Annotated in this window: 22 protein-coding genes and 1 pseudogene; 15 read left to right on the forward strand and 8 right to left on the reverse strand. The window is 33.4% G+C overall.

Annotation, left to right across the window (positions count from 1 at the left end):
- Positions 1 to 140 precede the first annotated feature (140 nt).
- The 8 genes from ACQKNI_RS02270 (at position 141) to ACQKNI_RS02305 (ending at position 6290) form a co-directional block, all read left to right on the forward strand.
- Positions 141 to 314, forward strand: a complete 174-nt coding sequence (locus ACQKNI_RS02270) for a hypothetical protein (RefSeq protein WP_240522890.1) — start codon at positions 141 to 143, stop codon at positions 312 to 314.
- Entirely contained in the window at positions 292 to 471 is a 180-nt protein-coding gene (locus ACQKNI_RS02275; protein ID WP_240522891.1) for a hypothetical protein, read from the forward strand. Before ACQKNI_RS02270 ends, ACQKNI_RS02275 begins: the two co-directional genes overlap by 23 nt.
- A gap of 40 nt (positions 472 to 511) precedes the next feature.
- Positions 512 to 976 (forward strand): hypothetical protein, encoded by a 465-nt coding sequence (locus ACQKNI_RS02280; protein ID WP_088229505.1) that lies wholly within the window; start codon positions 512 to 514, stop codon positions 974 to 976.
- Between the two features lie 211 nt (positions 977 to 1187).
- Complete coding sequence (locus ACQKNI_RS02285) at positions 1188 to 2120, forward strand: AAA family ATPase (RefSeq protein WP_088229504.1); 933 nt, start codon at positions 1188 to 1190, stop codon at positions 2118 to 2120.
- Positions 2117 to 3226, forward strand: a complete 1110-nt coding sequence (locus ACQKNI_RS02290) for a DUF58 domain-containing protein (RefSeq protein WP_098840736.1) — start codon at positions 2117 to 2119, stop codon at positions 3224 to 3226. Before ACQKNI_RS02285 ends, ACQKNI_RS02290 begins: the two co-directional genes overlap by 4 nt.
- A 15-nt stretch (positions 3227 to 3241) precedes the next feature.
- Entirely contained in the window at positions 3242 to 3970 is a 729-nt protein-coding gene (locus ACQKNI_RS02295; RefSeq protein WP_427282162.1) for a signal peptidase II, read from the forward strand.
- 519 nt (positions 3971 to 4489) lie between these two features.
- Positions 4490 to 5086 carry a TetR/AcrR family transcriptional regulator gene (locus ACQKNI_RS02300; RefSeq protein WP_427282163.1) on the forward strand — a complete coding sequence of 199 codons (597 nt, stop codon included), beginning with the start codon at positions 4490 to 4492 and terminating at the stop codon, positions 5084 to 5086.
- Positions 5087 to 5147: 61 nt separating this feature from the next.
- A complete protein-coding gene (locus ACQKNI_RS02305) occupies positions 5148 to 6290 on the forward strand; it encodes an MFS transporter (protein ID WP_088229500.1) in 1143 nt (380 codons plus the stop codon).
- An 81-nt stretch (positions 6291 to 6371) separates the two neighbouring features.
- Here the strand turns inward: ACQKNI_RS02305 and ACQKNI_RS02310 are convergent, their stop codons facing one another.
- On the reverse strand, positions 6372 to 6473 hold the full coding sequence (locus tag ACQKNI_RS02310; protein WP_000505688.1) for a YjcZ family sporulation protein: 102 nt from the start codon (positions 6471 to 6473) through the stop codon (positions 6372 to 6374).
- A 758-nt stretch (positions 6474 to 7231) separates the two neighbouring features.
- A complete protein-coding gene (locus ACQKNI_RS02315) occupies positions 7232 to 7444 on the reverse strand; it encodes a hypothetical protein (protein ID WP_088229499.1) in 213 nt (70 codons plus the stop codon).
- A 687-nt stretch (positions 7445 to 8131) separates the two neighbouring features.
- Here ACQKNI_RS02315 and ACQKNI_RS02320 point away from each other — a divergent pair.
- The 3 genes from ACQKNI_RS02320 to colA all read left to right on the forward strand — a co-directional run bounded on the left by ACQKNI_RS02320 (position 8132) and on the right by colA (position 13653).
- A complete protein-coding gene (locus ACQKNI_RS02320; RefSeq protein WP_427282164.1) occupies positions 8132 to 9886 on the forward strand; it encodes an adenine deaminase C-terminal domain-containing protein in 1755 nt (584 codons plus the stop codon).
- Positions 9887 to 9999: 113 nt separating this feature from the next.
- A complete protein-coding gene (locus ACQKNI_RS02325) occupies positions 10000 to 10494 on the forward strand; it encodes a hypothetical protein (RefSeq protein WP_088229497.1) in 495 nt (164 codons plus the stop codon).
- Positions 10495 to 11016: 522 nt separating this feature from the next.
- The gene (gene colA / locus ACQKNI_RS02330; RefSeq protein ID WP_098882917.1) at positions 11017 to 13653 is read left to right on the forward strand and encodes a collagenase ColA; all 2637 of its coding nucleotides are present in this window, start codon (positions 11017 to 11019) and stop codon (positions 13651 to 13653) included.
- Positions 13654 to 13820: 167 nt separating this feature from the next.
- On the opposite strand, the gene ACQKNI_RS02335 is transcribed toward colA, so the two are convergent.
- Complete coding sequence (locus tag ACQKNI_RS02335; protein WP_098357561.1) at positions 13821 to 15200, reverse strand: catalase; 1380 nt, start codon at positions 15198 to 15200, stop codon at positions 13821 to 13823.
- 270 nt (positions 15201 to 15470) lie between these two features.
- Between ACQKNI_RS02335 and ACQKNI_RS02340 the strand changes: the two genes are divergently transcribed.
- From ACQKNI_RS02340 to ACQKNI_RS02350, 3 genes are all read left to right on the forward strand, one after another.
- On the forward strand, positions 15471 to 16688 hold the full coding sequence (locus ACQKNI_RS02340; RefSeq protein ID WP_088229494.1) for an aspartate aminotransferase family protein: 1218 nt from the start codon (positions 15471 to 15473) through the stop codon (positions 16686 to 16688).
- 4 nt (positions 16689 to 16692) lie between these two features.
- Positions 16693 to 16878, forward strand: coding sequence for a hypothetical protein (locus tag ACQKNI_RS02345; protein ID WP_088229493.1), 186 nt, complete (start codon positions 16693 to 16695; stop codon positions 16876 to 16878).
- A 123-nt stretch (positions 16879 to 17001) separates the two neighbouring features.
- Positions 17002 to 18453: an MFS transporter gene (locus tag ACQKNI_RS02350; protein ID WP_088229492.1), complete on the forward strand. Its 1452-nt coding sequence runs from the start codon at positions 17002 to 17004 to the stop codon at positions 18451 to 18453.
- A gap of 66 nt (positions 18454 to 18519) precedes the next feature.
- On the opposite strand, the gene ACQKNI_RS02355 is transcribed toward ACQKNI_RS02350, so the two are convergent.
- From ACQKNI_RS02355 to ACQKNI_RS02365, 3 genes are read right to left on the reverse strand one after another with little or no spacing between them, the layout of a single operon-like run.
- Positions 18520 to 19629 carry a DUF4018 domain-containing protein gene (locus tag ACQKNI_RS02355; RefSeq protein ID WP_088229491.1) on the reverse strand — a complete coding sequence of 370 codons (1110 nt, stop codon included), beginning with the start codon at positions 19627 to 19629 and terminating at the stop codon, positions 18520 to 18522.
- Positions 19601 to 20767: a DUF58 domain-containing protein gene (locus ACQKNI_RS02360; protein WP_088229490.1), complete on the reverse strand. Its 1167-nt coding sequence runs from the start codon at positions 20765 to 20767 to the stop codon at positions 19601 to 19603. The genes ACQKNI_RS02355 and ACQKNI_RS02360 overlap by 29 nt, the downstream gene beginning before the upstream one ends.
- Positions 20764 to 21693: an AAA family ATPase gene (locus tag ACQKNI_RS02365; RefSeq protein ID WP_088229489.1), complete on the reverse strand. Its 930-nt coding sequence runs from the start codon at positions 21691 to 21693 to the stop codon at positions 20764 to 20766. The genes ACQKNI_RS02360 and ACQKNI_RS02365 overlap by 4 nt, the downstream gene beginning before the upstream one ends.
- A gap of 121 nt (positions 21694 to 21814) precedes the next feature.
- Here ACQKNI_RS02365 and ACQKNI_RS02370 point away from each other — a divergent pair.
- Positions 21815 to 22198, forward strand: a pseudogene (locus tag ACQKNI_RS02370) (DUF2812 domain-containing protein); the annotation flags it as partial.
- Positions 22199 to 22312: 114 nt separating this feature from the next.
- On the opposite strand, the gene ACQKNI_RS02375 reads toward ACQKNI_RS02370, so the two are convergent.
- Positions 22313 to 22606, reverse strand: coding sequence for a hypothetical protein (locus tag ACQKNI_RS02375; protein WP_088229487.1), 294 nt, complete (start codon positions 22604 to 22606; stop codon positions 22313 to 22315).
- 143 nt (positions 22607 to 22749) lie between these two features.
- A complete protein-coding gene (locus ACQKNI_RS02380; protein ID WP_088229486.1) occupies positions 22750 to 22998 on the reverse strand; it encodes a DNA alkylation repair protein in 249 nt (82 codons plus the stop codon).
- Between the last annotated feature and the right edge of the window lie 221 nt (positions 22999 to 23219).

Here is a 23219-nt window from a genome sequence, read left to right on the forward strand (position 1 = left end):
TAAGATACTGTAAATTATTATACATAAGTGATTAAAATGCTCAAAACATTATTAGTTTGTTTTGAGCATTTTTTTATTTTGATAAAAAAATAATTTGTGTGAATGTAACAATCAAATGAAAATAGAAGGTAATAAAAAGTATGAGTATACAAGATGTTATGAAACAGTTACACCAATCAATAATTAGAGGGAATTTAACAACGTATCGTGAATTATTTGAGAGTACGAATAGTAATGAAGTGACTGATCACTATTGGAAGGATGCAATGAAATTATATACGGGGCTTTCTAATGAAAAAATCGATATTATTTAAAATACTTGAACAAATAGAAGTGGATACTGTATATGCAGTTTTAAGAATAATAGAAGAAGGACTGTGTACTGAAGATGAAGAGTTGGATTTTCAATTAACTATTAATGGTGACTTACAGTATTTATTTTTAGAGCATGATGAAAAAAATAGAAACTAGGAATATTTTTAAGAGGTATAGAAGGTAGGGATTATTAACTATGAATATTTATTATTGTGACGAGTGGTCAGATATTAGAAAGCAACCTTGGAATATAATTGATACATGTAAAGCATACTTGTGTCATCAAAATCACGAACCATATACGGCTGTGTTAACTGAAGGTGAGAGGATTAAGTATGTTATAAATGTTACAAAAGACTGGGTTTCAGTTGGTTTTTATGATGACTTAGTTCGTAAGTATTTAAATTATGATTTTGAAGTTATAAATGATAATAGAATTTTCTTAAGAACAGCTATGTATTGGGAATATAATGATACGAATGAAAAAGAAAACACTCGCTTAATTTTGAATTTCCGCGAAAATGGTTATACAGTAATGGAAAAAATGGATGTAAATAAAGGGTTAGTAGAAGAACGAGAGGTTCATGATCATCTTGAAAATAACTGGGATGTATTTCCTGATTTTGGTCATTATATTCATTTGTGCAGAGAGGAGAGATAGTGAATGTATATAAGGTGTCAAATACCCAATATGAAAATTACGTGAGTTAGGCACTTCATTGTCAACCGACGACAATAGGTGCTTTTTTTACGTGCAGTGAAGAAAAAATATAAGTTTTCTTTTTACTCTATTTCATCTTCGAATTGCATGTTATAATTTGGAAAATATATATTCTTAATTTTTAGATAATTTAAAGGTGGTAGATTACTATATGAGTACATTAAAGAAAATAACTAACAATATTTCGAAAGTTATTATAGGAAAAGATGAATCGATTGAACTTGCAGCAATAGCTCTCATAGCAAGAGGGCACATTTTATTAGAGGATGTACCTGGGACGGGGAAAACAACGTTAGCGAAAAGTTTGGCTAAAAGTGTGGACGCTAAGTTCCAAAGAATTCAATTCACAGCTGACACTTTACCTGGAGATGTTATTGGTCTTGAATATTTTGATGTAAAGGAATCGGAATTTAAAACGAGGTTAGGTCCTATTTTTGCAAATATCGTATTAGTGGATGAAATTAATCGAGCTGTACCGAGAACACAATCTTCGTTATTGGAAGTTATGGAAGAACGTACTGTTACGATTGCGAAACAGACACATTCATTACCAGAACCTTTTTTAGTTATTGCGACGCAAAATCCTCTTGAATCCGCTGGTACATTTCCTTTACCAGATGCTCAATTAGACCGGTTTTTACTTACAATTCGACAAGGTTATCCTACGAGAGAAGCAGAAAAGGAAATGATGAATCGGTTTCAAATGAATGATCCGTTAGAAACGTTACATTCTATTATTTCAAGTGAAGAAATTATTACGATGCAAAAGCGTGCAAGAGAAGTGTTAGTAGGGAATGATGTGCAAGATTATCTTCTTGAAATTATTGAGGCAACGCGTAAGCATGAGTTAATTGAAATTGGTGTAAGTCCGAGGGGGACGTTGGCATTTATGAGGGCGATTCAAGCACGGGCAATATTAAATGAAAGAGATTATTGCACGCCAGATGATATAAAACTACTTGCTGCATCCGTTTGCGCTCATCGTTTAACGTTAACGATTGAGGGAGAGATGAAAACGACGAAAGAACAAATCATGAAAGAAATTCTCCATACAATTAGTGTGCCAGTGGAGAATGTACGATGAATCAACAGCTTGTGTATACACCTTTAGCGGAGCCTTTCGTAATGGGAGTTATGTCAGTTGTAGCCGTTATCTTAAGTGTATTTTCAAGTAATCTACTCTTATTATCTCTCGTATTTTTGTATGTGATTTTAATAGGTGCTACGCATGTATACATGCGTAAAGTATCTCGTGTTGAATGGGAATACAGTCAAGGGAATTCAAATGTTTTCATAGGTGAAACGAATATGTGCAAAATTAAAATTTCAAACAAGTCGATATTTCCTATTCTTAATATCGTATTTCGATTTAAATGTGAAAATAAGCTAACTTGGGATCATGATGAAATAAACAAAAATACTAATACAGGTTCAAATTATTATATGAATTTTAATTTAAAAGGAAGAGAGTCTGTTTCATTTGATTTGCAAGCTGTAGCGTTAAAAAGAGGCATTGCGAAATGGGAAGAAGTTGAAATTGTTATTACTGATCTCTTTGGATTCGTAACGAACCATATAACATATAAACAAGTCGATACGCCCTCCTATTTAGTCTTACCAGCTGTTCCCAAAATACAAGTGCCCGAATTACAAGAATGGTCACGTGGATTTCGAAAAGCGATGTCTTCACCCTTATATGATGAAACGAAAGTAATGGGAGTGAAGTCTTATGAAAATGAAGATTTTCGTTCCATCCACTGGAGTGCAACAGCGAAAACAGGGACGATAACCGCGAAAAAGTACGAGCGAACGCAATCAGATAAATACGCGATTTATCTCAACTTGCAAAACAAAAGTGGTGTTTCTTTGCGAAATGATACAGAGGAACTAATCGAATTAACGGCGGGTATATGTAAACAACTGCTCATGCAAAACTGTTCGTTTGAAGTATGGATCAATAGTGTAAAAGATAACGGTTTGCTACATATAAAAAATGGGGATAATCGGAAACACTTGCAAAATGTATTAAAGGTACTTGCCTCAATATCGGATCAGGATACGCCTGTATCTTCTTCTTATTTTTACACAGCAGGTTTTCGTCGTAAGGAACTGGATGCGGTTCCTTTAATCCTTGGTACTTCACCAAAGAAATATAGTAGAACGAATAAATGGATTGTAATTAAAGAATAAGAAAGGGCTTCTGTCATGTTGAATAAAAAGCAGCATACGAAAGTGAAGTTTTGGAGTGTTAAAGTAATAATTATACTTTTCTTTTCGATTAGTGCGATAGCGTTATCGCAAGGTGTTGTGCATGTACAAGGCATAGTAAAAGAGCGTTTTTTTAGTGAGAAAAAATCTGAAAAAATTTATAAAGAAACAATAAACTACGAAAATATTGAAGAGTATGAGACACCTATTGAAGATAAAAAAGTAGAAGATAAAGGGATAAGAACAACAACAGGTAAAAAAATGAAAGAGTTCGAAAGGGAAAGTTTATGGGGAGCCATATTTTCTGTACTTTCAAATTCATGGATTACTGTAGTTTTTTATGTTGTTATTGCAGTGGTAATTATATATTTTCTTTATAAATCAGTTAGGAAAAAGTTAACGAAATCAGAAATGGAACAAGAGAAACAATCGGTAAAAAAAGAAAATACGGTAAGGACCGAAAAGAACGAGAAAGTGAGGCATCAGTTAGAGCAACCGTTGCCTACAGATACGATAAGAAAAACGTTAGTTGAATGGGAAAGGACTTTACCATTTCATGAACAGAGAAGATCCTATGAAACGATGCAACAATGGTTAAAGAGAATATGTAGAACGAGAGGCATTATTCCGATATATGAGTCTGTTCGATATGGTGAAAAGAATTATACGGAATTAGATGTGGAAAAAACAATGAAGTGGATAGAGGGGGATGGGAAATTGGATTAAGTTAAAAAAATTGAAAGAAAGAGATTTAGGAATTACAAGGTGTAATGTTTCATGTATTATCCAATGTAGGTTACAAAGGATGGTACGATTTTTTAATCGATTTCGTATGAAACTATATATGCTTGATAGCGAATGAAAGTAAAACGGAAATATCCTTTTTGTTGGAATTCATTTAAAAATAATTTGAAGAAAGCATTTTTTATTAAGTTTCAGGTTAACAAAAGAGGATTTGCTACGAATAGCAGGTCCTCTTTTTAAATGACAAAAGGTAACTGTGAATTTTTGTGAGAAAGGGAGAAGGAGAGATGAAATTTTGGACGGGCTTCAAAATCTTAATTTGGTGGGAATGGGGTACCGCCTTATAGCCATTAAGCTAACCAAGTAAATTACTAGATATGAAACGATCCTTGTCTACAATAATCAAATTTTATTTTAAATACAATAAAACACCTTTATTGACCAAATGGTACAAAAAGTGTATTCTACTAATGTTATCTTTAAAATGAGAGGAGAATAAGATTGACTAATCGCGGCAGACCCAGAGAGTTTGATTATTCCTCAATTGTAGATGTTGCAATGAAAACATTTTGGATAAGAGGATATGAGGGGTGTTCTACACAAGATTTATGCAGTGATACAGGACTTGGAAAAGGAAGTTTATACAATACTTTTGGTAGTAAACATGAACTGTATAAACAAGTATTAGAACGCTACCATGAAATTGGGATTAGGGAACAAAAGAAATTGTTAGATACTCCAATTCCAGTTAAAGAACGATTAAGTAATTTTTTTGAATGGGCATTGAAGGAAGACTTTGAAAATATTGATCAAAAAGGATGTTTATTGATTAATGCCAGCGTAGAACGTGCTAAAAACGATTTAATGGTTCAAGAAATTTTCTCAAGGCATGTTGAGCTTCTTAAACAAGCTATTGAAACAGTGATGGAGGAAGGATTGCAAACAGGTGAAATTTCAAAGAAGCAATCAGCTGAGGAATTAGCTAGTCTGCTTTTAAGCAGTTATTACGGATTCCGTGTTCTTAATGTATCGATGCAAAATCGGATATTAGCTGAACAGGTTATCAAAGGAACAATGGATTCTATTTTTGGCGCTTAGTGCGCTCTTTTTTGCACTATTTTTGTACCAATCATTACAATAATGGATAAGGAGTGTTTTTATGCCATCGATTATTTATTTATTAGCTTTAGCAATCTTTTGTATGACTACATCAGAATTTATGGTTGCAGGTATGATGAATGAACTTGCTCTTGCATTCCAGGTTTCTGTATCGTCTATTGGGTATTTAATTTCAGCTTATGCAGGAGCAATGGTAATAGGAGGCCCCATTTTAACTGCAATCCTCTTGCGAATGCGCAGCAAACAAGCATTATTGTTTTTAATGTTCGTATTTTTAATTGGTCAATCGCTCGGAGCTATTGCTTGGAACTATGATATTATGATGATTTCACGTATTATAACTGGTATTGTTTCAGCTTCAGCTTTTGGAGTTACGATTTCCTTCTCTGCAACATTGGTTCACTCTGATTCAAGGGGAAAAGCTGCATCAATTGTACTTGCAGGTTTAATGCTCGCAACTGTATTAGGTTTACCTATAACAACCGTTATTTCGCAATATTTTGGCTGGCGTATTAGTTTTGGAGCTGTTTCTGTTCTTGTGCTAGTATCAGGGATTATGATTCAATGGTTGTTACCATCATCTTCAAATAAAGAGCAATTAAACTGGAAAGACGAAATTCTACGATTTAAAAATATTCATCTTTGGGCAGCGTACGTAACAAGTATGTTTATTATTGGTGGTACGTTTGCAGCATTTAGTTATTTTACGCCCATTTTTACAAATGTTACAGGCTTTTCAAGCACAAGTATTCCATATTTACTTGCTCTCTATGGTAGCGCGACGGTAATTGGCAATATAATAATTGGAAAGTTTGCTGATAAATATACAATGAAAATATTGATGTGCGGATTGATTATATTGATAGTAGCATTGTCTTTATTTGCTTTAGGAGCAGAAAATAAATATATTGCCGTTATTTCTACTGTTTTTATTGGTTTAACTGGTGTAGCAATGAATCCAGCTATGGTTGCGAGAGTCATGAAAACAGCTAGTAATGGAACGATGATAAATACCGTTCATAGTTCTTTTATTACGCTAGGTATTGTTATTGGTTCGTCACTAGGTGGTCTTGGGATCAGTAAAGGATATGGTTTTGTATCTCCGCTATGGATTGGAGCTTGTTTAGCTATCCTTGGGGTAATTTCATTATTCCCATATTTACATAAAGGAAAGGTAGATTAAGATGTTTAAAATTTCTTTATATGGGGCAGTACCCCATAAAGAAAAGACACTCATATATGAGTGTCTTTTCCGATAGTTTTTTTAGCAGAAGCAAGAAGCTCCAACTATGATTAATAGAATAAATAATACAACTAATAAAGCAAAGCCGCCGCCACAACTACTACAACTACCACCAAAGCCCATTTTAATCTCTCCTTTGAGTAGGAGGGGAAAATTAAGGTCACTCATGTAATTTAATGGATTCAATTTACTTTATGTTTTTACGCATTAATTGAGCAGGTCCTCTTGAAATAAAGAAAAGACACCCTAAGGTGCCTTTTCTTTATTTTTATAGCAATAGAGGATTTTTTTAGTAGGGGTCCCGCAAACTAATTGACATAAAACCCTCTTATCAGTAGTTAGTCTGCCTAAGTTCAAATGAGAATAAGCTCTTTTATTTTCTTTAAGCATAACATGTAAAAGAATATGAAATATTTATAAAAAGTAGGTGCAAACATGACATTAGATTCTCACCGTATTATAGGTTTCCCAGGAATGGGTATGGGCGGTTTCCCTAGAATAGATATACCAGTTATCCATAACCTTAATTTCTAATAATTTATATTCGAATATAGATGATAATAGATAAGATTAACCCTTGAATTACCTGTTAAAGTCATCTTATCTATTGCCATCTATTAACTTGTACCAACTTTCTTATATAACATCATTTATTCATAAAAACTTATTAAATTCTCTACAGCAATTTAATTAATTTATACAAACTATATTTTTACGTTTTTTAAAGATTAAAGAGCCGCGTTACTCTTAATAGGGTAACGCGGCTCTTTTCTTATCCAAATTTACTTAGCGTGGTTTTTTTCCGAAATGCTGGCGGGACCCCAATAGGAAAAGGGAAAAGAATTAAGTTTACTCGTTCTTAAGAGTTTTCCCTTTGAAATCTACTTTTTGTTCGTTGTTCTATATACGTCTGAAATTGGTAAGTCCACGCCATGTAAATCTTGAGTAGTGCCTTTCTTTTTAACATTGGTGTTGTCTGGATTATGTGCCTCTTGAGATGTTTCTTCCATCTGTTCTTGAGCCTTACTTGGAGTATTTAGAGCATCTGATGACACGTGGTCAAGTTGTTGACTTAATAGATTTTTTTCATCCATGTTATGTAGCTCCTTTGTGAATTTAGATATAAAACAATATAATTATAAATAGTTACTTAGATATTTTGTATCTTTGAATGGAATCATATGCAGAAATCATATTGAGAAATTAAATAATTATAAAAATTATTAGTTCTTAATAAAATTGTAATCTTGTGAGAAATGGAGATGGAATTTTGAACGGACTTCAAAATCTTAATTTGGTGGGCATGGGGTACTATTTTTCAAAAAATATATGGCGCAATGACTGGAATCATGACGGGAGTGCTTGTTGTATTGTATGCTACGATTTTCAATATAAAAATTGCAAACTTTTTTCTAACAGTCCCACACGCTATTAATGACATTAGTACAGGAGCAATAGCATTATTTATTCATATCGTAATAAATTTTATTGTAAGCTTAGCTTCAAAAAACATATCGATTCAAAAGGGGTCTACCACATCAACATCAAGCTAAAATAATCTTATATCTATTAGCTTAGTAAAAAATAAACAGGATGTCTGTTGCATGACATCCTGTTTATTTTGGAGCAAAGAGGTACGTTTTGAATTCTGAAAATTGTTATTTTTACAACTATTACATATAATAAAGGTTATAGGGAGTTATAAATAGGGAATACTTTAGTTGATTAACTATTTCTCGTTTCAACCAATATAACAGTTAATAGATTTGGAGTTGAATACAATGGAAAAAAATCAGTATAAATGGAGTAATAAACAATTACGAGAGGATGTTGAAGTATTAGATGGTAAGAGGAGTCCGCACATTTTATTAAAGAATGCAACGTATTTAAATTCTTACTTACGTAATTGGACAGTAGCAAATATTTGGATTTATGATGACAGGATTGTATACGTAGGAGAGAAGTTACCGGAGCAATTAACAGATTGTGAAGTGATTGATTGCGAAGGAAAGTGTGTCGTACCCGGTTACATAGAACCTCATGCACACCCATATCAATTATATAACCCAGAGACGTTAGCAAATCATGCGATGCAGTTTGGGACAACAACTTTTATTAATGATAATTTAACTTTATTTTTCACATTAAAGCGTGAAGAAGCATTTCGTTTATTAGATGAATTTAAAAAGATTCCAGCAAGTATGTATTGGTGGTGTCGTTTTGATGGACAGACTGAATTGCAAAACGGAGAATCGTTGTTTAATAGTGAAGAAATAATGGAGTGGCTACAGCATGAAGCAGTTCTTCAAGGCGGAGAGTTAACAGCATGGCCAAAACTATTACATGGCGATGATGAAATGTTAAATTGGGTTCAGGAAACGAAGCGATTACAGAAAAAAGTAGAAGGACATTTCCCAGGTGCATCTGAAACAACGTTAGCAAAGTTAAAGTTGTTAGGTACAGATTGCGATCATGAAGCGATGACAGGGCAGGAAGCGTTAACTCGCCTAATGCAAGGTTACACTGTATCTCTTAGAAATTCTTCGATTAGACCGGATTTGGAGGTTTTATTAAAAGAATTGTTGGAATTAGGTGTGAAGCAGTTTGATAGATTCTTTTTTACAACAGACGGTTCGCATCCGTCATTTTATGAAAACGGCATGACGAATCGCTTGATAGAAATAGCGATAGAGCAAGGGGTACCAGTAATAGATGCGTATCAAATGGCAAGTTATAATATTGCCCGTTATTATAATATGGAACATGTGCATGGTTCAATTGCGACAGGTAGAGTGGCCAATATGAATATTTTAGAAAGTAAAGAAAACCCAGTACCAGTCAGTGTCATTGCAAAGGGACAGTGGGTAAAGCGTGACGGAGTAAACAAAAATGGATCGTTACTTATAGAATGGAGTAACTTCAAAGTAAATCCACTAACATTAGACTGGACCATAGAGAAAGAGGATATGATTTTCCCTAATAAAACGGGTATGCACTTATTAAATAACGTTATAACAAAACCATATGTAAGTGAAATTGATTTAAACCATGATGAACTTTCTATTGATCATGATGAATGTTTCTTAATGATGATTGCTCGTGATGGTACTTGGCGAGTAAATACAGTTGTAAAAGGTTTTGCAAAAGAATTAGGTGGTCTTGCTAGTTCTTATTCTGGTACAGGTGATATGATTCTGATTGGAAAAAGTAAAGAGGATATGCTTACAGCTTTTCATAGAGTAAAAGAGCTCGGCGGGGGAATGGTAATAGCTGAAAGGAATGAAGTATTACATGAAATTGCATTACCGCTACTTGGGATTATGTCGGATGTAAATATGAGTGATTTAATACAGGAAGAGAAAAAGATGGTGAACTTACTGCAAGAAAGAGGATATGCTTATAACGATCCAGCATTTACAATTTTATTCTTTTCTGCGACGCACTTGCCATTTATACGAGTAACGCCTATAGGGTTATATGATGTGAAAAGTAGTAAGGTAGTTGCCGAGCCGGTGAATTTGATAAAGCAATATTAAAAGAAAAGGTCCTATAAAAAGTCTATTTTATAGGACCTTTCACATTCCTAGCATAAGAAAATCTTAAGCCTCAAATAATATAGTATCTAAATCATTTGAGGTGATATGTAAATATGAAAAAAATATTTTACATTTTAAGCGTATTTATTTTGTGTGTATCGATACAACACGTTGTACATTCCCAATCAGATGCACCAAGGTTATCTTCGGATTGTCTTGAAGAAAGAAAAATTCGAGATGAAAAGTATGTGAAGAGTATAATGCAGGACATTAAATCTACATTTAATTTAAATATTGATGAACATAGTTTTTGGGAAGTAAGTAAAAGAGATCTGGAGGCTGCCCATTTGATGTATGGTGGAAAGAAAAATGATTCTTATTATAATTCGCTAACTAAAATTTATGATAGTGGTGGATTTAGCGAGCAGCCTAGCTTATTTGTGAGTGCACAAGAAGCATTTTTACTTTATAAAGAAAAAGATAATATCAATGTAATGAAACGCCTAAACCTAGACGTTGAAAAAGGGGAATGGATCGTTATAAAAACGAAAAAGAAGAAAGGGAAAAAAGTGAAATTCAAGCCGTTGCAATGTGAAAAAGAGAAATGAACATAATATGAACTGATGTAACAAAATGCTAATTAATATTGTTTTTATCAAACGATAGCTTGTTATCTATATAAAATAGGAAAAGGTAAGTAAACATATTATCCTTTTGTAATATGTTTACTTACCTTTTTGAATGGGTTTAAAATTCGGAATGGTGTTAGTTGAAAATTATTTGTTGGCTAATGCAAAAATAATCTTCAACGAGTCCTTTCGTCATAAAAAGAGGAATTTGTGTCGAAATATTTATACACTGCGGAGACAAATATGTATATTTTATTCTACAGTATTAATGAAAGAATGCTAGCTATGCATAAGAAATGTAATTGGCACAGTTTTTGCTTGTATTAAATGTAAGGAAGGGGATTGTATGTAAGGAATCTGTATTCGTAATAGTATAAAACGAGCTACTATTGCATTAGTGATTTTACATGTATTTATAGCGGAACTGTAAATACATACAAATAAGTATGTTCTGATATTAAAATTCAGAATTTTCTTTAAATAATTAAAGGGGGCAATGGCATGGTTAAATATTCAAAAATTTCTAAGTTGATTCTTGGTGTTGGACTAGTGACAATATCATGTAATGGTTTGCAAATTCAAGCAGAGACAAAAGAGAAAAATGTGAAGAACGTATTACAAATGGAGCCGGTAGGAATACAGAAATCCGTTGATGAGTTGGCGCACTCTTCAACAGTACAAGAAAATGCATCTTTTACAAAACGGTTAAAGTTAGCGGATTTATCGCAGCGTCCACTAGCACCAACCGATAATATTAAACCGTTAGCTGAAGAAAAAAAGTATTCGATGGCCGAACTAAATCAATTGAGCAACAAACAATTAACTGATCTTCTTGTGACGATTAAATGGTATCAAATTCCAGAATTATTTCAGTTTAATAGTGATAGTCTCAAGTTCTATCAAGATGATAGTCGAATGCAAGCAATCATTGATAAACTAGCAGAACAAGGTCAAACTTATACGAAAGATGATTCAAAAGGGATTGAAACATTAGTAGAAGCTCTACGTGCAGCATTTTATTTAGGTTTTTATCATGATGAATTAAGCAAACTAAATGAGCGTAGCTACCATGATAAATGTTTACCGGCTTTAAAAACAATTGCAAAAAATCCAAATTTCAAACTTGGTACATCAGAACAAAATAAAGTTATTTCATCATATGGAAAATTAATTGGAAATGCATCAGCAGATGTTGAAACGGTTTTATATGCAGGTGGAATTTTCAAACAATATAACGATAATCTTGCAACTTTCATTGAAGACCGAACAAAAGGAGACGCTATATATGAGTTAATGAGGGGAATAGACTTTGATATTCAGACGGATATGTACACGACTGGAAAAGAGCCAAAAGATACGATGTGGTATCGAAATATTGATAACTTTATTAATGAAGTAAATCGTTTTGCACTACTTGGGACAGTAACAAATAAAAACGGCTGGTTAATTAATAATGGAATTTATTATGCTGGTCGATTGGGCAAGCTTCATAGTACACCAACAAAAGGTCAACAAGTTGTTACAGATGCAATGCGAATTTATCCATATTTAGGAGAGCAATATTTTGTTGCAGCAGAACAAATTACTACAAATTACGGTGGAGTAGATGCGAACGGAAAAACTGTAAATTTAGATCAAATTCGAGAAGATGGTAAAAAGAAATATTTACCGAAAACGTATACGTTTGATGATGGAGCAATTGTCTTTAAAGCTGGGGATAAAGTTAGCGAAGAGAAAATTAAACGTCTATACTGGGCGGCAAAAGAAGTTCGTTCTCAATTTTATCGTACAGTTGGTAGTGATAAACCACTTGAAAGTGGACATGCTGATGATGTGTTAACGATGGTTATTTATAATAGTCCAGATGAGTATCAATTTAATCGTCAACTGTACGGATATGAAACGAATAATGGTGGAATTTATATTGAAGGGACAGGAACGTTCTTTACATATGAACGTACACCAGAGCAAAGTATTTATAGTTTGGAAGAATTGTTCCGCCATGAATTTACACACTATTTACAAGGAAGATACGAGGTTCAGGGATTATGGGGCCAAGGGGAAATGTATCAAGATGAACGTTTAACATGGTTTGAAGAAGGAAATGCAGAGTTCTTTGCAGGTGCAACGCGATTAGATAGTGTAGTACCGCGAAAAAGTATAATTGGTGGATTATCTTATGATCCTGCAAAACGTTATACAGCATCACAAACATTAAATGCGAGATATGGAACGTGGGATTTTTATAACTATTCGTTTGCATTGCAATCATATATGTATAATAACCGTCCTGAAATGTTCGATAAATTGCATGATTTAATTCGTGCAAATGATGTTTCAAGTTACGATGCATACCGTTCTACATTAAGCAAAGATAATAAATTAAATGAAGAATATCAATCTTATATGCAAATGCTTATTGATAATCGTGATAAGTATACAATTCCACAAGTATCAGATGATTACTTAGCGCAGCATGATCCAAAATCGCTTGCGGATGTTACGTCAGAGATCACAAATGAAGCAAAGTTAAAAGATGTGAAAGTAACAAAGAATAAATCACAATTCTTTAATACATTTACACTACAGGGGATATATACAGGAAGTGCGGCTAAAGGAGAAGTTGAGGACTGGAAAGTGATGAATCAAGCAACGAATGATATGTTGAAACGTCTTTCAGGAAAAGAGTGGACGGGATATAAAACATTGACTGCTTATTTTGTAAATTACCGTGTAAATAATGCTGGACAATTTGAATATGATGTTGTATTTAGCGGACTGAATACAGAAGAAGGTACGGCTGTAGAAAAAGAACCGAATAATTCATTTGATACAGCGAATCCACTATCTTTAAATACGTTACTAAGAGGAAACTTAAGCGATCAAGATCAGGTTGACCGATTTGTTATTGATGTAAAGGACCCAAATGATTTACAAATTACTATTACGAACGAACAAAACATTGGATTGAACTGGGTACTATATTCTGAATCAGACTTAAATAATTATGTAACTTATGCAACAAAACGTGATGGAAACAAATTGCTTGGCAATTATAATGCAAAGCCAGGGAAATATTACTTAAGTGTATATAAGTATGGCGGTGGAACAGGAAATTATACGGTGCAAGTAAAATAATTTACTATAGTTTGTTTTGAAAGGCTACTTCAATATATCCCTGTTCTAATTATAGAACAGGGATATATTGGCTTTATATTTTAAAATTAAATAACCTCATTGGATTTTGACAAGAAAATAATTAATATAGATTTGAATTCTCATTCGTAAAGCATGTTTTAATCTTCTTAATGCTCTTTCATTTTTGTCTCAATGCTTGTTTTCAAATTAGTTGATACTTGATTGAAATACCCCAAAACTATCTTCCTAATATCATCGGATATAACTTTCAAATCACTAGCTAAGTTTTCAGCAAGGTGCTCTTTTTCTATCGATTGTAACTTGTCATAAAACTCACCAGCCTGCTGAAAGTCATCCTGTTTCGTTATAGGAGTTCTTTCAATTTTACCCTCAACATATCTTCCGTCACCGCTTGTTATTTGATTAGTAGGTGTCCAATTTTGTTGTTGGTTAATAGGTAATTTGCGGAATTCGGGACCAATTCTTCTTCTTTGTGAATCACTATAAATGTTAGCACGACCTTGCAGCATTTTATCATCTGATAGTTCTGCACCGTCTAGTAAATTAGAAGGGGAGAAGGCTACTTTTTCTACTTGTTCCATATAATTTTCAGGATTTTTATTTAATACCATTTTACCGACTGGTATAAGAGGGTACGCCTTTTCATCCCATACTTTTGTATCATCTAAAGGATCATAAGAAAGATGTGCTTCATCTTTCGGATCCATGAGCTGGACATATAATCCATATTCCACTGGTTTACCATTTGCAATTGCATCATATAAATCTTTCCCGCTATAATCAGGATTTTCGGCAGCTAGCTTGTTTGCTTCCACACTATTAATGTATTGTACACCTTCAAATGGATACCAATGATACTTTACGTACTTTCGATTACCTTCAGCATTTCTCCAAACGTACGTATTTACACTATGCCCTGGGATGTGGCGAAAGCTTTTTGCCGTACCAGCATCAGAGTATAAATGGATAACAAAATGAATGGATTCGGGTGCTCTAGCGACAAAACTCCAAAATCTATCAGGGTCTATTAAGTTATTTTTAGGTGAAGGTAAGAGTGCTTTAATCGTTTCAGGGAAACGCATCGGATCACGAACAGAAAAGACAGGAATGTGATTACATAAAAGATCAAAAACACCATCATTTGTATAAAATTTTGTCGCAAAACCGCGTACATTTCTAGAAGTATCAGGAGTTCCTTTCGTACTAACGGCGAATGAAAACCGTACCATAACAGGAACTTTCTCATTAGGATTTTGTAGGAAGTTTAGTTTAGTATATTCGGACATCGGATAAATCGTTTGAAAATAACCGAATGCACCAAATCCTTTTGCATGAACAGTTCGTTCTAAAATTTTTTCGTGAATAAATTCTTGTAACGTTTCGTGCAGTACACTATCTTGTTTTAGAACAGGTCCACGTGAACCAACTGTTTGAGAGTGAAGTTTAGCTGGTTCAGTAAGTTCTCGATGTTTATTAAAGTCTTCTTCTAATAAATCTTTCCTATGTTTATCATATTTTTCATTCATCGATATAGCCTCCAAATTTTTTCGTCGATTGTTACTAAATATGATTTTTTAGCTTTGATTATGTATGACATGCAAAGTTCAAAATAGTAACAGACCGCTAGATGAAAAAAACGCGCATGTAGTGGACCTGTTGAAATAGAAGAAATTATGGAAAAATGAATATCGGGAAGAAAATTACTATGAAAATTTCAATCTTAAAAATGAATGTATACATGACTTTATAGAAAATGAACATAAATAAACAGGGAAAATAACTAGGAGGAATTTAAAATGTCGGATTGGTTTCAATTAGATAAAGAATATATGATGCCTACGTATTGTCGTACGAAGGTTGCAATAGAAAGAGGAGAAGGGTGTAAACTATATGATGTGGATGGTAAAGAGTATGTAGATTTGTTTTCTGGTGTGGGAGTGAATGTATTAGGCTACAACCACCCAAAAATTGTGCAAACGACAATGGAGCAAGTTACGAAATCGTTGCATCTACCGTTTCATTTTTTAAACCCAGTTGCGATTGAGTATGCAAAGAAATTAGTTGATAATTCTTTAGGAAATGGTAAGGTCTTCTATACAAATTCAGGTACGGAAGCGACAGAAACGACTTTGAAATTAATTGACAAATATAGAGCTATTACGAATGAAGAGCGCGATGGAGTTGTTGTGTTGAAAAATAGTTTCCACGGGCGTACGTTAGGGGCACTTCATTTTACAAGACAAGAAAATGTATATCAAAATTTTCCTAAAACATCTATTCCTGTATATGAAGTAGAGCGCGAAAATATAGAGCAATTAGAAGAAACAATCATAAATGAAAAGCCGATTGCAATTATGCTAGAGCCTGTTTTAGGAAGCGGCGGAATCTATCCTTTATCAAGTGAATATTTGCATAGTGTTCAACATCTTTGTGATACATATAATGTGATTCTTATCGTTGATGAAGTACAGAGTGGTATGGGGAGAACTGGAAAACTATTTGCTTATCAAAATTTCAATATTACACCGGATATTATTCAAATTGGTAAAGGAGCAGGGGGCGGGATACCGCTTGGAGGAATCATTGTAGGTGAAAAGCTATGTGATGTATTTTCACCAGGAGATCACGGAACAACGTTTGCTCATTCATCAATGGGAGCAGCTTTAGGTTTAACGGTATTAAATACATTGATTGATGATGGTTTAATGCAAGAAGCGTATGAAATGTCACATTATTTCAATGAAAAACTGCAAGGAATTCAAAAAGAAAACTCTTATTATGTTCAGGAAGTACGTCATGCTGGCATGATGTTTGGAATTAGTTTGAATGATACGAATGAAAATGTGAAGAAATTACAATCCATATTAATGGCTAAAGGGATGTTAGTCGATGTTACACAAGGGAATATCATCCGTTTACTTCCTCCTTATATAATTACAGAAAAGGAAATTGATGCATTTATTAATGAATTTATTTCCGTTATTCATAGTGTGGCAGCGATAGCAAGTGTTTAAAAATTTGGATGAAACTACAAATGTAAAAAGTACCGTATTTTTAATTCATACAGGAAGAAAATGGGGTGAAAAAAATAAATTTTTGTATTTAAATAAAAAGCTGAAAAAAGCACTCATACAGCGCTTCTTTCAGCTTTTTAAACTATTAAATTACTTAATAAAGGAAGCATCTCATTGGACAAATAATTAATTATGTGAAACAATAATAACAGATAAGGAGACGTTGTTTTTCCTTAAGTGCTTCGAATTAATTTTATTCAATAAGAGAAGGTGTGCTTAAAGAAGTTAAATTAAAAAGGAGCTGTTTTATTTTATGCAACAAAATAATGATTTAAATTTTGAACCTCAAGACGTTAATATTGTCAATCCTAAACAAGCCAGGAAAGCAGTTATTGCTACTGGTATTGGGAATGCAATGGAGTGGTTTGACTTTGGATTATACGCGTATTTAGCGGTTATTTTAAGTCAAATATTCTTCTCAGGTGTGGATAATAGTGGTTTGCAACTTGTACTTACATTTGGTACATTTGCAGCGGCCTTTCTCGTTCGACCAATCGGAGGTATTTTCTTTGGTAGAATAGGAGATAAGTATGGCCGAAAAATTGTTTTAAGTACAACTATTATTTTAATGGCACTTTCTACATTATTCATCGCATTACTACCAACCTATGAACAAATTGGTGTATGGGCACCAATACTACTTTTAGTTGCTCGAATGATTCAAGGCTTCTCTACAGGCGGCGAATATTCAGGAGCAATGGTTTATATCGCAGAATCTTCTCCAGATAAAAAGCGTGGTATACTCGGTAGTGGTCTTGAAATTGGAACACTCTCAGGTTACATTGCTGCTTCGGTAATTGTTACCATTTTGACGTTATTGTTAACAGATGAGCAAATGCTCAGCTGGGGATGGCGTATTCCTTTCTTAATAGCTGCACCAATTGGTTTGGTCGGTTTATATTTACGCCGTCATTTAGATGAATCTCCCATCTTTGAAGAGATGGAAAAAGCACAAGAGGAATCTGAAGACAATGAACAATTTTCATTTATGGATATATTAAAATATCACAAAAAAGACTTCTTATTAAGCACAATAATTGTCGCCTTCTTTAATATTACGAACTATATGATTCTTTCGTATATTCCTTCTTATCTAACTCAAGTACTAAAAGTCAAAGAAACAACTGGCTTATTAATTATTTCGATTACGATGGCACTTATGATTCCACTAGCGCTTTATTTCGGTAAGTTAAGTGATAAAATTGGTAATAAACGCGTCGTACAAATTGGTTTACTTGGTTTAACGGTATTTGCAATTCCGGCATTTTTACTAATAGGTAACGGACATATTGCAGCTATATTTGCAGGTGTTTTCGTATTAGGTTTCTTCCTAAGTGTGTATGAAGGAACATTACCTTCATTATTGCCATCGCTCTTTTTCACCGATGTACGTTATCGAGCACTTTCGATCTCCTTTAACATTTCTGTATCAATATTCGGTGGAACAACGCCGCTCGTATGTTCATACTTAGTTCATGCGACTGGTAACCCACTCGCACCGGCATTTTATTTAACTGGTGTAAGTATTATAGGATTAGTTGCATTTAGTGTACTTTTCGTTACAACATCAGGACGTGCGCTAAAAGGTTCATATCCTACAGTAGAAACAAAGAAAGAAGCACACTTAATTGCTAAAGAAGACCCTGAAGAAACACTTTGGTGGCATGAAGAGTCATTAGAAATTGAAGCAGGGAAGCATGCTTAAGTTATAAAAGTGACGTAGAAGTATATAAAAAAACTCCTATTTTTTAATAGGAGTTTTTTTATTACATTATTTCTTTCGTTTCTTCAAATTCTTCTGATATTCATAAAGCTTATGAACTTCTTCCTTAAATTCATGCAGAAGTACAGTGTTTTCTTCGTTTGAATAACGCACTGTATTATAAGCATCTATAATAATATGCTTCTCTATATTTACATCCTCTTCACTATTTATTCTCTCTAGCCAAGCCTCAACAGTTTCTCCTCGCTCCCGGTTTAAAGGAGTTGATAACTTACTTTCTAGTTTGAAAATTTCTTTTCGTATTTCGTTATGTGGCGGTTTGTTTCGTTTAAAACGTTTTTGATTCAGTCCTTCTCTATCAGTAATAATAGTAGATTCGAAGATAGGCATATTTGGTAAACTTAAATGTTTTCGTTTTTTTACTATTTTCCATACGACATAAATTGCAATGACTGTACAGACTATTATTGTAGCGCTATTTATGAGTATTGGATCAAAATCAGGAATTTTTTTCCCGTCTTCAATTTTTGGTTTTAAGAGATGTCCTTTATTTGCCCAAACATCTTCAGTATCTTTTAATTCCGCTGCTTTAATTAATGGCATTAAAGCATAGCCGACGCCTAATGCGACTACTTCCGTTATAAAACCAAAAATAAGTCGAATGAAAGGAAATACTTGAACAATTAATATACTCATTAAGCCAATCGTAATGATAGAAGTAAAACGTAATAGTTGTTGTTTGCGATTTGCCCCGGTTAACCAAAATGTAATCATAAGATGCAAGGCTAATATTAATAGTTTCCACAACGGTGGAAAGGGTGCATAAAATATAGCTGAAACGACAAACCATACAATACCACCTAAAGATTTTTGAACTGGATATCCAGGTCCGACCGCATGTACGATAAAGAAAAATAGTGGTAATATGATTGTGCCAAAAACAGAAAAAGGTAAAAATATTGAGAAAGCAACTATTTGAAGACCTAATAGTATTATAAATCCTGTCATTTTTTTATTCATAAATTTATGAATAAGAAATACTCCTACATAGCCTGTTGTTAAAAATATTGCAATACCAATTAGTTCATTTCTTTCTGTTAGTAATGAAAGCAGGAGGAGCAGAATGAAATCATGAATGTGATATAGCCAAGTTTTCAACTGGTTCCACCATCCCTTCATCATGAATGACAAATGTCGGTTGTGTTAAAAGAGGAAGTTCTTTTTTGTGCAAACCGAGAAAAATGATAGTTGATGATCGCTCTCTTTTTTTCATTACATAATGAAGAAATCCTTGTTTCGGAAGTAACGTACTATCATCTGAAATACGGGCTAATTCTTCTAAAGCTTTTGCATATTGCGTTTGTCCTTCATTTAACGGTATATGTAATGCACCACCTTCTGCTAATACACTAATAAATAATTCAAACGGTATTTGATGCTTCGTTGCATACTGGCAAATGTATGTTGCATATGAAATAAGTTCTTCTACATTATCTCTCCAACCAAAACCGCGATCAGCAGCTAAAGAAAGACAAATCGTCCAACTATAATTTTTTACAGGCTCATATTGCTTCGCTTGTAATGCTTGCATTTTAGCGGATGCTTTCCAATGAATAGAACGGAAAGACTCACGCTCGTAGCGCTTTACACCGATAATAGATGTTTCATCAGTGTAAAAAGAAAAATTCGTTCGATAAGAACCATGTAATAGTTGCTGAAGTTCTTGCAAACCTGCTACTTCTTTAGGAGAAGGATACACAATAATTTCAGTCCTTAATTTATCAAAAATAGGTAAATGTACAGTTAATAGATGAAATGGATCTTTTAAGACACATTCGAACTGTTCAATTTGAAACACACCACGTTTCGTTGCGGTTAATGTTAAATCCCATTTTTGCGCCGAATGTGCAGGTTGTGAAAATGGGAAAGAGAATAACGTTTTTGATATTTGTTCAATCCCTTGCTCTTTGTGCGGTATAAGGGATGGATTTAAATGAAAATAACAAACACCATTAACGAGTGGTATATTTGCTCCATTTTTTAAATGAATAAAAAACTGCCCAGATTCATCAGGAAAAAGCCGTGTTGTCTGTTTCTCATTTATAACTTGAAATTTTTTCTCTATGTAAGCGACATATTTGTAAATAAAAATCGCGAATAAATAATAGAAGAAAAAGAGAAACATAAGCATTCGTTGCGGGAAAAAGAATGTGAAAAGTAACGCGACTGGAACGGTTAGTTGAATAATATGAAGTTGAAAAAATAAAGGTACAGTTACAACGCGTTGCCCATTCATGCTTGTTCAATCTCCACGGGTACATCCACTTCTTTTAAAATCCTTTGCATAATTTCATTTTTTGTTGTGCGCAGGGCGCCTTCCATTGATAAGACGATACGGTGATTCCAAACGGAAGGAATTAAAAATTGTATATCTTCAGGCGTGCAATATTCTCTGCCGCGTAAAAAGGCTAATGCTTGAACTGCGCGCACTAAAGCTAAAGTGGCACGTGGGCTTACACCGTTAGCGATGTAATCGTGATGTCTTGTAGCGTGGGCAAGTTTAATTATGTAATGTTCTAACGGTTCGGATACGAATATTTCCTTTACTCGTTTCTGTGCTTCTAAAATATCTTCTAATGAAATGACAGATGTGACACTTTCTAACGGTGTATCATTACGAAAACGTCGCATCATTTGTAGCTCATCTTCTGGAGACGGATAGCCAATTGAAATTGTCATTAAAAAGCGATCAAGCTGTGCATCTGGAAGAGGGAACGTTCCTTGTGATTCAATTGGATTTTGCGTCGCAATAACAAAGAACGGTTTCGGAAGAGGCGTAGATTGTTTTTCAAGCGTCACTTGTCGTTCTTCCATTGCTTCTAACAAACTAGACTGTGTTCTCGGCATTGCGCGGTTAATTTCATCTGCCAGTAAAATGTTTGTCACGACTGGTCCAAGCCTTAACTCGAATTCGCTCGTTTTCGGATTAAAATATTCAATACCTGTTACATCACTCGGAAGTACATCAGGGGTAAACTGAACGCGCGAAAAATGACCACCAATACTTTTTGAAATTGTTTTCGCCAGTAACGTTTTCCCAGTGCCAGGCACGTCTTCAAGTAGTACATGTCCATCAGCAAGTAGTGAAACGAGTAGTAGATCAATAACATTTTCCTTACCAACAAAAACAGACCCTATATTTTCTTTTAATTTATGAATCATATGTAACATTCCTTTCATCATAAAAGAGTTAATATTTCTATATTTTAACAAATTATTCTGAAAATTGGAATGATTTTTCAATTTAAAGAAATGGATATTTAATTATTAAAATGCACTTGCTAAAGCAGATTTTAGATTAGAGTATAAAGATTCGAAAGAAAAACAAAAAGAATATATTGAAATATATGAAATGTGTGGCTGGAAACATGTAACGAGTTTTGCGAAATGGAATTATTTTTGTAAAGAAGTAGAAGAGGAAAATGAGTTGCCAGATATATATTCAGAAAAGGAAACGAGGATACAAAAACTTACTGAGTTGTTACAGTTTTTTGTAATTATGTTTGTAACGATAATGCCAGCGCTTTACTTATGTTTTCTTGGACCATCAGAATCTAGAATTCCTTATATATTTAAAGGTATGATAGGATTTGTAGGTTGTATGTATTTATATATATTTATTAATGTATCTTGGAAGATTAAAAAGTTAAAAAATGAAATATTGTAACAAAGAGTGGATTTATTAAAGAAGATGGTTGTATATTGAATGGAAATCACCTTCTTTAATTTCTATATACCCTTGTTTTGTTAGATATTTTTTATATAATAAAACATTATATATTTAAGGCATAGAACTAACAGTTACAAAGATAATCCCAGTAATAATACCTAAAAAAATCATAAATGAAGAAGAAACAATTAATAATGAACTACCAATTAATATTATTTTATTAGATTTTTGATTTTTAAAATGGAAATAAAGTAAAAGGCCACAAACAGTAGACAGTATCCATAGAGCTAAACCATAAGGAGTCGAGATTTTCTTCCATTCGAAAATCCAAAAGTAAAAGATGACTATGTGACAAGTTAATAGTAGAAATGTAGATGGAATCACTAACTTTTTATTTAAAATCATTGTTTTCACCTCCCTTATGTAAATATTACCAGGAAAGTGTGAGGTTTAATATATAATAAGGAAGAAATATGTTTTATATTACCATATTAAAAGGAAAAAACCCCTTATAGAAAAATCTATTTCTATAAGGGGTAGTAATAATTTTAAGAGAAAGACTGATTTTGAGCAGGTTTAATAAATTGTTCTGGATTTTCAACAAGCCCGCATACAGCGCATTGGACGCGGTATGTAGGTCCTTGATAAGCCATATGAAAAACATTCATCGTTTCGTTTGTGTATTCTTCTTCTACTTGACCAGTTTGTGGATTTAACTTGACTGGTTTTACTTGTTGCTCAAGAATATTAAAGCGAGTACGGTTCGTTTTACAACTTGGACATAGCATTGGTTCCATATGTATACACCTCCATTTGTATCATTTCTAAAGTGCTTTGATTTTATGCAAGTAAAAAAACTTTCTCAATATAAATAGGTATTTAATGTATTTAAAATTCAGAAAAAATAAAATATAATAAAAATAAGAACTGGTTATGTCCAAACCAAATCTCCTGTTTTATGCCAATAAGCTGGGGGCCGAGAAATCGGCCTCATTTTTTTGTGCGTATGGAACAAGGT

It is taken from the genome of Bacillus sp. NPDC094064 (assembly GCF_050279585.1).
GTDB lineage: Bacteria > Bacillota > Bacilli > Bacillales > Bacillaceae_G > Bacillus_A.